Source organism: Streptomyces nanhaiensis (genome assembly GCF_046614825.1).
Lineage (GTDB): Bacteria > Actinomycetota > Actinomycetes > Streptomycetales > Streptomycetaceae > Streptomyces > Streptomyces radiopugnans.
In genome coordinates, this window is the sequence record NZ_JBKJFM010000070.1 from 17,618 (window position 1) to 29,304 (window position 11,687).

The following is an 11,687-nucleotide window of genomic DNA, read 5'->3' on the forward strand; positions in this document are numbered from 1 at the left end:
GTGCCGGCGCGGGTTCGCTCAGGGGCCGGTGGTGCCGTCGAGGCGCTCCCGGAGCAGGTCCGCGTGGCCGTTGTGGCGTGCGTACTCCTCGATCAGGTGGACCAGGATCCAGCGCAGCGAGACGTCCTCGCTGCCCAGGTGCGCGGCCTCCTGCTCCGAGAGTCTGCCGGTCGCCTCCAGCGAGGCGCCGGCGGTCAGTTCGCGTCCCCGCGCGACCTCGGCGCGCCAGGCGGCCAGCGCCTCGTCCATGCCGCGCTCCGGGACGAGCCCGAAGCCGTCCCGGCCGGCGTCCGCGTGGACCGGCGGCACGTCGAGTCCGGCGAAGACCCGCTGGAACCAGTTGCGTTCGATCTCCGCCAGGTGCTGGACCAGGCCCAGCAGCGTCATCTGCGACGGTTCCAGCGGGGCGGTACGGAGGCCGCGGTCGTCCAGCCCCGAGCACTTCAGCACCAGGGTCTCCCGGTGGAAGTCCAACCAGCCCTCCAGCATGGTGCGTTCGTCGGCGTGCGGCGGCGGGACGGTTCGGCCGTCCGGTGTCGTGGCCATGTGCTCTCCCTCTTCGGGCGGGTGTCCTGCCGTAGATCATCCCCGAAGCGGCGAACGGTGCCCGGGCCGGCGCCTCACCCGCTGTGCGCGATCTGAATCAGGTTGCCGCAGGTGTCGTCCAGGACCGCGGTGGTGATCGCGCCCATCTCCAGCGGCTCCTGGGTGAAGCGCACCCCGAGCCCGCGCAGCCGGTCGAACTCCGCCCGTACGTCGTCCACGGCGAAGGAGGCGGCCGGGATGCCGTCCTCGGCCAGTGCCGTCCTGTACGGCCGCACCGCGGGATGGCCGGAGGGTTCGAGCAGCAGTTCGGTTCCGTCGGGATCCTCCGGCGAGACCACGGTCAGCCACCGGTCCGTACCCAGCGGGACGTCGTGCTTCTTCACGAAGCCCAGCACGTCGGTGTAGAAGCGCAGGGCTTTGTCCTGGTCGTCGACGAAGACGCTGGTGAGGTGGATCCTCATGGTGTGCTCTCCGGGGTGTCGGGCCTGAGCCATCGGGTCACGATGAGTTCGAGGGGTTCGGTGTTCAGGTCGTGGAACTTGTAGCGGCCCTGGCGCCGTGAGACGACCAGACCGGCGGACTCCAGTACGGCCAGGTGCTGGCTGATCGCCTGGCGGGACAGCCCCAGACCGTGCTTGGTCGCCAGCCGTGCGCAAATCTCGAAGAGGGTCTGGCCGTCCCGCTCCACCAGCTCGTCGAGGATGCGCCGGCGGGTGGGGTCGGCCAGTGCCTTGAAGAGGTCCTCCGCCACGGCCAACACAATAGGCAAGTGACCGCTTGCCTATCAAGAGGCGTGCCGCCCTCGTCCGATCGAGGAGGCGGGCCCCGCCGGCGGACGGCGGACGGCGGCGGCAGGCGCCGGGCGACGGGGCCCGGCGCCCGTGCCTCAGCCGGGGCGCCTTGCCATGACGACCACGCCCGGACCGGTCTGCTCCTCGGCGGGCAGGCGGAGCTCGGCGACCGGGTGCAGGCCGGCCCGCTCGATCAGCTCAACGAGCTTCTCCGGCCGCCACTGGTGTGTCGTCCAGCGGACGGGGACACCTCCGTAGGCCTCGGTGCGCGCGATGTCCTCGTCGCCGACGTGCGTCGCCGTGATGAGGTGCCCGCCCGGCTTCAGGGCGCGCGCGAACATGGCGAGGACCTGGGGGAGGACGTCGCGGGGGAGGTTGAACAGCGACCACCACCCGAGCACGCCGCCCAGGGACGCCTCACCGAGGTCGAGGTCGGTGGCGGAGGCGACGTCGAAGCGGCAGTGCGGGTAGAGGCGGCGCGCGTTCTCGATCATGCGGGGGGAGAGGTCGACCCCGGACACGTCGAGTCCGCGTTCGGCGAGGTAGGCGGTCACCGTTCCGGGGCCGCAGCCGACGTCGAGGACGGGGCCGAGTCCGCGCACGGTGTCGGCGAAGGCGTCGATCGACGCCTTGAGCCAGGGATGGGTGCGGATGTCGCCGCAGCCCGTCGTCCGGACCATGTGAACGTAGTTGTCGGCCACCCGGTCGTAGGACTCACGGACCGTGTCGAGATCGGCCGGGCGGTCGATGGGGTGTAAGCGCATCGGCCGAGGATAGGACAGCGGCCCTGGTCGCGGGACCACAGACCTCCCCGTCGGGCCGAACGGCACTGGCCGCCGGAGCGGCGCGGTGCTGTCATGGGTAGGGAGGACGGCGCGGACGGGCCGGCGAGGGCGCGGCGGCCCAGCCGTAACGCGGAGGAGGCCGATGCCATGCTGTACCGCCACACGGTCGGTGACGTGATGACCGAGGACGTGGTCACCTTCCGCCCCGACACTCCGCTGCCGGAGGCCGCCGCCCTGATGGACGCGAACGACATCGTCGCGGCCCCGGTCGTCGACGACGACGGCGCCCCCGTCGGTGTCGTCTCCGCCTCCGACGTGCTGCGGCACGAGACCGGCATGCCCGATCCGCAGGGGCAGGACGGGGACGACGAGCGCTCCTGGGGCAAGGCCCGGGCCCGGACCGCGGGCGCGCTCATGAGCAGCCCCGTCTTCACCGCCCGCGCCGACTGGACGATCCCCCGGGTCGCGCGGGAACTGCGCAGGCGGCACGTCAAGCAACTGCCGGTGGTCGACGAGGACGGGCTCCTCACCGGCATCGTCACCCGCAGCGACCTGCTCGACGTCTTCATCCGCTCCGACGCCGAGATCCGCGACGAGGTCGAGCAGGACGTCCTGGGGGACATCCTCGGCCTGGACGAGGACGCCGTCGCGGTCGAGGTCCGGGACGGGGTCGTCACCCTTCGGGGGGACGTCCCGGAGCCGCGTCTCGTCCCGGTGGTCGTGGGCCTGTGCCAGGGCGTCGACGGTGTCGCGGCGGTGGAGGCCCACCTCACCGCAGGCCGGGCGGGCTGAGCGTTCCGCCCCTTCCGCCGGTCCGCCCCTTCCGCCGGGCGGCCACGCCGACGGCCGAGCGCAGGACCGGGACGTCACCGAAGGGCCGCGCGTCCGTGGCGTCAGTCCAGTGTCTGCACGATCTCGTTCCTCTCCGGGGTGCTGATGACACGGCCGCGCGCCCCGTTGACCAGGGGCAGGTACGGGGGGACGTGCCCGCACTCCACGTCGGCGACGATCGGCACGCCCAGCGGTCCGAGGGCGTCGAGCACGGCCTCGTGCTGGGTGAGGGAGGCGCTGTCGGGGGCCGCGGTGCGGCCGACGAGGACGGCGTTCGCGGCGTCGAAGAACCCGGCGAGCCTCATGCCGTGGAGGCTGCGGCAGATGGTGAAGGCGTCCTGCTCGGCCGCCTCGACGTACACGATCAGCCCCTCGGGCGCGTGGGCACGGGCGAAGGCGGAGACATCGCCGTACGGCGTTCCCGCGATGTTGCACAGCGTCTCCACGCAGCCGCCGATGAGGCGCCCCTCGGCCTCCACGTCACCGTCGCCGTCCAGCCTGGCCCATCCGCCGGCGGCATCCAGCGTGTACTCCCGCACCTCCGGGTGGGCGTGGAAGTCGTCCCACCCGCCGGACCGGTGGCGGCCCGGCGGGGTCTGCGTGAAGCCGCTGCCCTCCGGCATGGCGGCGATGTCGAGCCAGGAGAGCAGGCCTTCGGGCACCCGGTAGGGGGTGTCCATCAGGTTGTTGCCGTGGAGGGTGGCGGTCCCGGTGAGGAGCGTGAGCGGGGTGAGGAGGGTCGAGACGTCGGAGAACCCGACCAGCCAGGTGGGGTCGGCGGCGCGCAACCGGTCCCAGTCCAGCAGGGGGAGCAGGTCGATGGCGGTCTCGCCGCCCCATGGCGGCACCACGGCCCTGATGCCGGGGTCGGTCAGCATCGCCGTCAGCTCGGCCGCCCGGTCCGCGGCGGGAGCGCTGAGGTGTCCGGAGCCGTCCATGCAGTCGCCGACGACCACCTCGTAGCCGCGCCTCTCGACCTCGCGGACGGCCACCTCCAGCCGTTCGCGCAGTTCCTCGGGGACTCCGCTGGAGGGGGAGGTGACGGCGACGCGGTCACCGGGGCGCAGGGGAGCGGGATACCGGATCGACATGCGCGGAGTCTGGCACGCGGACCGCCCGGCGACCCAGGGGATTTCGGAGCTGCGGGGCGGTGGGCCGTGCGCCGTCACCGTGCGCCGTCACCGTGCGCCGTCACCGTGCGTCGGCCGGCCCGGGACGCCGGGGGCGCCCGGCGCGGCTGCGGTCACTGGCGGCTGAGGGCGCGGGTGACGCCCGCCGCGGTGGTCGTGGCCAGGATCCAGCCCGTGACGATGAGCAGGTACGCCAGCCACTGGTGCACGCCCCGGGGCGCGAAGGCGGCCTCCTGGCCGAAGCCGATGATCGGCAGCAGCAGGTCGAGGGTGTAGAAGACGGGGTTGAAGTCGGGAGCCTCGTCGGCCTTGAGCGGGCGGGGACGCTCCCGGGCGAAGGCCAGTGCGCCGGTGAGCAGCAGCACCAGCAGCCATCCGGCGGCGCGCATCGGGCGGAAGCCGTAACCGACGGTCACGTCCTGGACGTACCCCCAGAGCCTGGCGTGCGGGGGCAGGGTGCGGCGGTGGCGCCGGAGCTTGGCCAGTTGCACGGTGCGGGCGCCCACCTCGTCGCCCGCGGTGCGGTAGGCGGTGGCCAACTGCTCGTATGCGTAAGGGAGATAACCCGTCTCCTCGCGTTCCAGCAGCGGCAGCCGCCGCTCGGCGGGCAGGTGGGGGGACAGCCGCCGGTAGGTGAGCCCGTCGATCCTGACCCGCTCGGGCCACACCTCCGGGGCGGCTTCCAGCAGGTCGAGCTGGGCGCCGCGCAGGTTCACGGCCCCCTGCACCGGGGCCGTGCCGCGCAGCCACAGTTCGCCGACGGTGCTGACGCTGGCCCGCAGCGCCTGCCCGGCGGGGTTGGAGAGCCGCGCTGAGCTCAGGACGAGCCGGCGGGGGATCGTGGCGCCGCTGAGGTTGACCATGCCGCGGGCGCGCAGCCGGGCGGCGCGCAGGTCGGTGCCGACCGACAGGGTCTCGGCCTCCAGGGCGAGACCGCCCCGGTCGTGCAGTTCGGCGTCGTCGAGGTTCACCAGTCCGCCCACGGTGGCGCCGTCCATCCGCACCCGGCCGTGGGCGGTGAGGCTCACGGCCCAGACGTCGGCGCCGACCGTCGCGTGGTCGAGCTGGAGGACCGGTTCCGGCCGTTCCCCGGGATCCTCCCGCTCCGGGCCCGGCGGCCGGCCGCCTCGCGCTCCGGGGACGCCCAGCACCGCGCCGTCGAGGAAGAGCGCCCCGGACAGCCGTGCCCCCGCGAGCCGTACGGGGCCGGTGACCCGGCAGCCGGTCATCCGCAGCACGATGTCGACGTGGAGGGTGCCGGCGGTGAGGCCGGGGAGCACCGAGCCGCTCAGGACGAGGGCGCGGACCTGCGCCCCGTACAGGTTCGGCGGCTTCTCGAAGTGGCAGGACCGCAGCCGCACGGCGGGCTCGACCGTCCCGTACATGAGGTCCAGCTTCCCGGTGACGCGCGCGCCCGTCAGCTTCAGGCCGGGCACCCGGTCACCGGTGGCGGGGCCGCCGAGCAGCAGCGTCCGCAGGACCTCGGCGCGTACGGTGCGCCCGGGGCCCCACGACGCGCCGTCCGCCGGGTCGTCGTCCGCGCTCTCGCGGAGGTCGACGCCCTCGTTGAGCGGGAACGCCCGCCACACGCGGAGCTCGGCCGGGGTGAGGTCGGTGATCTCCACCCGGCGGGTGGTGCCGTGGACCCGCCGGGAGCGTCAACTCCGTTTCCAGGCATGGATTTTCGGGAATTCCGTGTGATCCGGGCGCCGGGCTCAGGAGGCGTAGAGGGCCTCGATCTCCGCCTCGTACATCTTCGTGATCGCCGCCCGCCGCATCTTCAGCGACGGCGTGACCAGTCCCTCCGTCATGCTGAACTCCGCGGGCAGTATCCGGAAGGCCCGGATGGACTCCGCCCGCGACACCGCGTTGTTGGCCTTGGACACCGCCCGCTGCACCTCCGCGCGCAGCTCCTCGTCGCGCGGGATCTCCCGGGGGGACAGCGGCTCCCTCTCGCGCAGCCGGAACCAGTGCTCCACCGCATCGGGGTCGAGGGTGATCAGCGCCGCGACGTAGGGGCGGTCGTCGCCGACGACCAGGCACTGGGAGACCAGCGGATGGGCGCGGACGCGGTCCTCCAGGACCTGGGGGGCGACGCTCTTGCCGCCGCTGGTGACGATGATGTCCTTCTTGCGCCCGGTGATGACCAGATAGCCCTCGTCGTCCAGGTGGCCGACGTCGCCGGTGGCGAACCAGCCGTCCCGCAGCACCCTGGCGGTCGACTCGGGGTCGTTGAGGTAGCCGGCGAAGACGACGTCGCCGTGCACCCAGATCTCCCCGTCGCGGGCGATGTGGACGGAGTGGCCCGGCATCGGGCGGCCCACCGTGCCGAACTTGACGCGGCCCATCGGCTGGCCGGTCACCGCCGCGGTGGTCTCGGTCAGTCCGTAGCCGTCGTAGACGGTGATCCCGGCGCCGGCGAAGATCAGGCCGAGTTCGCGCCGCAGCGTGGAGCCGCCCGAGACCGCGTACCGCACACGTCCGCCCAGCACAGCCCGCAGCTTCCGGTAGACGGTGCGGTCGAAGACCGCGTGCGAGGCCCTGAGCATCGGGCCCGGGCCGGGACCCGCGCCCGCGTTGTGCCGTTCGACGGCCTCGGCGTAGCGCACCGCGACGTCCATCGCCCGGTCGAACACCTCGCCCTTGCCCGCCTCCAGGGCGGCCTGCCGCGCCCTGCGGTAGATCTTCTCGAAGACGTAGGGGACGGCGAAGACGAACGTCGGCCGGAAGGACGCGAGCGCGGGCAGCAGCCGGGAGGGCGCGATCTCGGGCTGGTGGCCCAGCAGTATGCCGTTGCGGATGCAGAAGACCTGCACCATCAGTCCGTAGATGTGGGACAGCGGCAGGAAGGCGAGGATGGACGGCCGCTCGCCCTGCGCGGCGACGAGGCCGGGCCATCCGGCGAGCAGGATGTCGCACTCGGCCGCGAGGTTGGCGTGGGTGATCACACAGCCCTTGGGGCGCCCGGTGGTGCCGGAGGTGTAGGTGACGGCGGCGACCGAGCGCGGTGTCACCGCGAGGCGGTGGCGGTCCACCAGATCGTCGGTGACGCCGCGCCCCAGCTCGGCCAACTCCCGTACGCAGCCGGTGTCGAGCTGCCAGATGCGGCGCAGCGACGGTGCCGCGTCGCACACCGAGCCCACCGTCATGGCGTGCTCCTCGTGCTCGACGACGATCGCCACCACCTGCGCGTCGGCCAGGATCCAGCGCACCTGCTCGGCGGAGGAGGTGGGGTAGACGGGCACGACCTGGGCGCCGATCGTCCACAGCGCGTAGCTGAACAGCGTCCACTCGTAGCGGGTGCGGGCCATCACCGCGACCCGGTCGTCGAACCGTATGCCGTCGGCCAGCAGGCCCTTGGCCAGGGTCCTCACCTCGCCGAGGAAGGCTGCGGCGGTGACGGTGGCCCACTCACCGCCCGCCGGGTCCTCGCGGCGGGCGAGCTGTGCGAAGCCGGGGTCGCGCTCGGCCAGTTCGTGGACCGAGTCCGCCAACCCTCCCGTTCGCATCGGCTCCACCACGGGCGGAAGGCTGAAATCGCGCACGGCACCCCCATAACCGGACCTCTGCCGCATCGCTTCCCGGGCGGCAGGGGGCGAAAAATACCGATGAACGCACCCGTTGCACAGGCCTTGATCAAAAACCGTTCTCCTGTACGAGTCTTCCGGACGGGCCGGGCGGTCCGGACGCTGCCGCACCCCTCGGGCGCCGCCGGGCTCGCCGGGCCGCGCCGTGGACTCCGCCGCGTTCACGGGCCGTTCGACCGGTGAGGGGGCCTACGGCCATGTGCGCGCCATAGTCCACACGGCAACCGTCATCGTCCACAGACGCCGCCCTAGCATCGGAGACGAGTCGCCGCGCGGTAACGGAACGAACACACGCATGCGTGTCCGTGAAATCCCCCCTCATCGGATGGAGCACCCCCCATGCGCAGGACGAGCGCACGCTTCAAGCTGATCGGCGCCGCGGCCGCCACGGCCGCCGCCATGACCCTCACCGGTGTCAACGCGCTCAGCGGCTCGGCCGCGGAGGCGCCGGCGCCGAGCCCGCTGGCGGCCAACTCGCCCATCGGCTTCGGCGCCGGCACCACCGGCGGCGCGGGCGGACCCACCGTCACCGTGACGAACGCGAGCCAGTTCGTCCAGGAAGTGCAGAGCAGCGGTTCGAAGGTCGTCCAGGTCAACGGCACCATCAACCTCAGCGGCATGACCAAGGTGGCGTCCAACAAGACCATCGTCGGCGTGGGCACCTCCGGGAAGATCACCGGCAGCGGGCTGAACGTCAGCAACGTCAGCAACGTGATCATCCGCAACCTGACCTTCACCGGCTCGAACGACGACGCCATCAACGTCCAGTACTCCACCAAGGTCTGGATCGACCACAACGACATCTCGAACGCCAACGACGGCGCCCTCGACATCAAGCGCGCCTCGGACCTCATCACGGTCTCCTGGAACCGCGTCCACGACCACGACAAGACGTTCCTGCTCGGACACTCCGACAGCAACGGCGGCGAGGACAGCGGCAAGCTGCGGGTCACCTACGACCACAACTGGTTCGACGGGACCAACCAGCGCCACCCGCGGGTCCGCTTCGGCAACCCCGTCCACGTCCTGAACAACTACTACAGCAACATCGGCAGTTACGGTGTGGCCTCCACCGAGAACGCCGGCGTGCTGGTGGAGGGCAACTACTTCGAGAACGTCGAGGACCCCTTCCACCGCGGTGAGGGCTCCTCGGACGACGGCGGCCTGGCGGCCAGGAACAACCACTTCGTCAACTCCGGCCCGGGCGAGACCGGCGGCTCCGTCGCCTCCATCCCCTACGGCTACACCGCCGACAACGCCTCGTCGGTGAAGTCGATCGTCACCGCGGGCGCGGGCGTCGGGAAGATCTGACCCGCCACCGTCCGCCGGACCACCCCACCCACCCCACACCGTCCGGGCAGGGCAGACCACGGTCTGTCTTGCCCGGACGCGTACCCGCCGCTATCGTCCTGCGCCCCGGGGAGGGGACACCGCAGGGCGAGGGGGCCGTCACCGAGCGACGAGCGAGGCAGGCCATGGCGGAACGCGGAGCCGCACCGGCGCGGAGGGAAGGCACGGGGAAGGGAAGACCCACCCTCGGGCTGGTCACGGCCAACATCCACCTGGGCGTCGGCGCGACCCTGTGGTCGGGCGTCCTGGCGGCGGCCGAGCGGTGCGACGTCAACCTGGTGTGCTTCCCCGGAGGCCCCCTGCGGCCCGCGGGCGCGCCGCGCACCGCGCTGTACGAACTGGTCGGCCCCGAACGGCTGGACGGCGTCATCTGCTGGACCTCCACCCTCGGCCTGCCGGACGGCGGCGACGAGCGGGCCGCCCGGCTGGTGCGGCGGCTGCGGGAGTTACCGGTCGTCAGCCTCAACCGGGCCCTGGAGGGGCACGAGACCCTCCAGCTGGACAGCTACGCCGGGATGCGCGCGGCCGTCAGCCACCTGGTGAGGGACCACGGCCGCCGCCGGCTCGCCTGTGTGCGCGGGCCGCTGGCGAACCCCGTCTCCCGCGACCGCCACCGCGCCTACACCGACGCCCTCGCCCGCCACCGCATCACCCCGGACCGCTCCCTGACAGTCGCCTCGGCGGACTTCGGCGGCGGGGCCGGCGCCGCCGCGATGCGGGTCCTGACCGACGTACGGGGCCTGCGGCCCGGCCGCGACTTCGACGCGGTGGTCGCCTGCAGCGACGTCCTGGCCGCCGACGCCCTGCGCTTCCTGACCGGGCGCGGCGTACGGGTGCCCGAGGACGTGGCCGTCGTCGGCTTCAACGACTCGCTGGAGGCCCGGCTGGCGGACCCGCCGCTGACCTCGGTCGCCCTGCCCTTCGCGGAGCTCGGGGAGCTGGCCGTGGACACCCTCCTCGCCCGGCTGCGCGGCACGGCGCCGCCGGCCCGGCGCGCGGTGCCGGGCGCCCTGGTCGTGCGCCGCTCCTGCGGCTGCCACTCGCCGCTTGTCACCCAGGGGGCGTGGGGAGCGCCCGAGGCCCGGGAGGCCCGGGATGCGGCCGTGGAGGACCAGGGGTGCGGGGAGCCGTTCGAGGAACTGCCCGAGCACGGAACGGCGCTGGCCGGCGCGCTGCGCACGGACCTGGATCCTGGCGGGGGAGAGGCCGCCGACGGCCGGGGCGAGGCCTTCCTCCCGCTGGTCGAGCGTCTGGTCGGCGACCGCGTCCGCACCGCCGGGGACGCGGCCGAGTGGGACCGCTCGCTGCTGCGCGCCCGCGGCCTGCTCGCCCCGCGCCTGGCCCCCGAGGCCCGGGCGAGGGCCGAACGGCTCCTGGGACAGGCCCGGTTGATGGTGGCCGACAAGTCCCACCGGCTGCTGGAGTACGAGCGCTGGGCCGAGCAGCAGGACGCGCGCCGGCTGCGGGAGCTGGGCACCGCGCTGACCACCGCCGTGGACATGGAGGCGCTCACCGGCGCGCTCGCCCGCCATCTGCCGGACACCGGTGTGCCGGGCTGCCGTCTGGCGCTCTACGAGGACGGGCACCGAAGCGGGGAGGGCACCGGCCGCCTCCTGGCCCGGCCGGTGCCCGTACCCGTCGGCGCACCCGGCGCACCCGTCGGACCGGGCAGGCTGGACGGGCCGGGGGAGCCCGGGCGCTCCCGGCCGGAGTGGGACGACGACGGTGCGCCCCATCCGGCCCGGCTGCTGCTGCCGGACCGGCTGCTGCCCCAGGACCGCCGCTTCACCCTGGTCGTCGAACCCCTCCACATCGGCGAGGAGCAACTCGGCTTCGCGCTCTTCGACGGCGGACCGGGCGAGGGGCCGGGCGGGGGCCCGGACGGGGGAACGGGCACTGCCGCCGCGCGCCGGGGCGCGCTCTACCGGGCACTCGGCGACCAGATCAGCGCCGCGCTCAAGGGCATCCGGCTCTTCGACGAGGTCCGCCGGGCCCGCGACGCGGCCGAACGGGCCAGCAGGCTCAAGACCCGGCTGCTGGACAACGCCACCGACGAACTGCGCACCCCGGTCGAGGCCATCCTGCGCCACACCCGCGTCCCCGGCCCTGGCTCCGGCCCGGACATCGGCACTGACACCGGTACCGACACCGGCGCGGCCGACGCCCTCCGCCGCGTGCACGGCGACGCCGCACGCCTGCTGCGCCTGATCGACGACCTGCTGGACCTGTCCCGGTCCGAGATCGACGCCCTCGACCTGTCCCGGCTGCTGCTGGACCCGCTCCCGGTGCTCGTCGAGGCGTTCCACGGCGCCGCCCGGCACCCCCTCCTCGCCTCGGCCGACCGCAGGCTCGCCCTGCCCCGCCGGCTGCCCGCCGTACAGGCCGACGCCCCGCGGCTGCGCCAGATCGTCCTCAACCTGCTGGCCGCCGCCGGGCACCTCGCCGACGGCGGGCGGCTGCGGCTCACCGCAGAGGTCCTGCCCGCCCTGCTGCGCGTCCGCGTCCTGGCCACGGGACTGCGCGTACCGCCGGGCGAGGCCGAGCACCTGTTCCAGCCCTTCGCCGCCGGCGCCCCCGGCTCGCGCCTCGGCCTCGCCATCGCCCGGCGCCTGGCCGCCCTGCACGGCGGAACGGTCGCCCTCGACCGCGGCCCCGCCGGCAGCGGCT

The 11,687-nt window shown here is 73.6% G+C and carries 10 protein-coding genes; 3 read left to right on the forward strand and 7 right to left on the reverse strand.

Annotation, left to right across the window (positions count from 1 at the left end; all coding sequences use genetic code 11):
* Positions 1-18: 18 nt before the first annotated feature.
* From ACLIYP_RS16655 to ACLIYP_RS16670, 4 genes are all read right to left on the reverse strand, one after another.
* On the reverse strand, positions 19-546 hold the full coding sequence (locus ACLIYP_RS16655; RefSeq protein ID WP_412713916.1) for a DinB family protein: 528 nt from the start codon (positions 544-546) through the stop codon (positions 19-21).
* Positions 547-620: 74 nt separating this feature from the next.
* Positions 621-1,007: a VOC family protein gene (locus ACLIYP_RS16660; protein ID WP_412713928.1), complete on the reverse strand. Its 387-nt coding sequence runs from the start codon at positions 1,005-1,007 to the stop codon at positions 621-623.
* A complete protein-coding gene (locus ACLIYP_RS16665) occupies positions 1,004-1,297 on the reverse strand; it encodes an ArsR/SmtB family transcription factor (RefSeq protein ID WP_394637417.1) in 294 nt (97 codons plus the stop codon). The genes ACLIYP_RS16660 and ACLIYP_RS16665 overlap by 4 nt, the downstream gene beginning before the upstream one ends.
* Before the next feature lie 135 nt (positions 1,298-1,432).
* Complete coding sequence (locus tag ACLIYP_RS16670; protein WP_412713917.1) at positions 1,433-2,101, reverse strand: class I SAM-dependent methyltransferase; 669 nt, start codon at positions 2,099-2,101, stop codon at positions 1,433-1,435.
* 168 nt (positions 2,102-2,269) lie between these two features.
* Here ACLIYP_RS16670 and ACLIYP_RS16675 point away from each other — a divergent pair, with 168 nt between their 5' ends.
* Positions 2,270-2,914, forward strand: coding sequence for a CBS domain-containing protein (locus ACLIYP_RS16675; protein WP_412713918.1), 645 nt, complete (start codon positions 2,270-2,272; stop codon positions 2,912-2,914).
* Between the two features lie 101 nt (positions 2,915-3,015).
* Here the strand turns inward: ACLIYP_RS16675 and ACLIYP_RS16680 are convergent, their stop codons facing one another.
* The 3 genes from ACLIYP_RS16680 to ACLIYP_RS16690 form a co-directional block, all read right to left on the reverse strand.
* Positions 3,016-4,044: a S66 family peptidase gene (locus ACLIYP_RS16680; protein ID WP_412713919.1), complete on the reverse strand. Its 1,029-nt coding sequence runs from the start codon at positions 4,042-4,044 to the stop codon at positions 3,016-3,018.
* Between the two features lie 152 nt (positions 4,045-4,196).
* Positions 4,197-5,708, reverse strand: coding sequence for a membrane-associated oxidoreductase (locus ACLIYP_RS16685; protein WP_412713920.1), 1,512 nt, complete (start codon positions 5,706-5,708; stop codon positions 4,197-4,199).
* Positions 5,709-5,798: 90 nt separating this feature from the next.
* Positions 5,799-7,628: an AMP-dependent synthetase/ligase gene (locus ACLIYP_RS16690; protein ID WP_412713921.1), complete on the reverse strand. Its 1,830-nt coding sequence runs from the start codon at positions 7,626-7,628 to the stop codon at positions 5,799-5,801.
* 381 nt (positions 7,629-8,009) lie between these two features.
* On the opposite strand from ACLIYP_RS16690, the gene ACLIYP_RS16695 reads away from it, so the two are divergent.
* Both ACLIYP_RS16695 and ACLIYP_RS16700 read left to right on the forward strand, forming a co-directional pair.
* Positions 8,010-8,981, forward strand: coding sequence for a pectate lyase family protein (locus tag ACLIYP_RS16695; RefSeq protein ID WP_412713922.1), 972 nt, complete (start codon positions 8,010-8,012; stop codon positions 8,979-8,981).
* Positions 8,982-9,145: 164 nt separating this feature from the next.
* Positions 9,146-11,687 (forward strand): substrate-binding domain-containing protein (locus tag ACLIYP_RS16700; RefSeq protein ID WP_412713923.1); only part of this gene is annotated, 2,542 nt, incomplete at its 3' end.

What these genes read in the sequence shown, in the direction of transcription:
- ACLIYP_RS16680 (WP_412713919.1), bottom strand. Translation starts at nt 4,044, where the DNA reads ATGTCGATCCGGTATCCCGCTCCCCTGCGCCCCGGTGACCGCGTCGCC.
- ACLIYP_RS16670 (WP_412713917.1), bottom strand. Translation starts at nt 2,101, where the DNA reads ATGCGCTTACACCCCATCGACCGCCCGGCCGATCTCGACACGGTCCGT.
- ACLIYP_RS16660 (WP_412713928.1), bottom strand. Translation starts at nt 1,007, where the DNA reads ATGAGGATCCACCTCACCAGCGTCTTCGTCGACGACCAGGACAAAGCC.
- ACLIYP_RS16695 (WP_412713922.1), top strand. Translation starts at nt 8,010, where the DNA reads ATGCGCAGGACGAGCGCACGCTTCAAGCTGATCGGCGCCGCGGCCGCC.
- ACLIYP_RS16655 (WP_412713916.1), bottom strand. Translation starts at nt 546, where the DNA reads ATGGCCACGACACCGGACGGCCGAACCGTCCCGCCGCCGCACGCCGAC.
- ACLIYP_RS16675 (WP_412713918.1), top strand. Translation starts at nt 2,270, where the DNA reads ATGCTGTACCGCCACACGGTCGGTGACGTGATGACCGAGGACGTGGTC.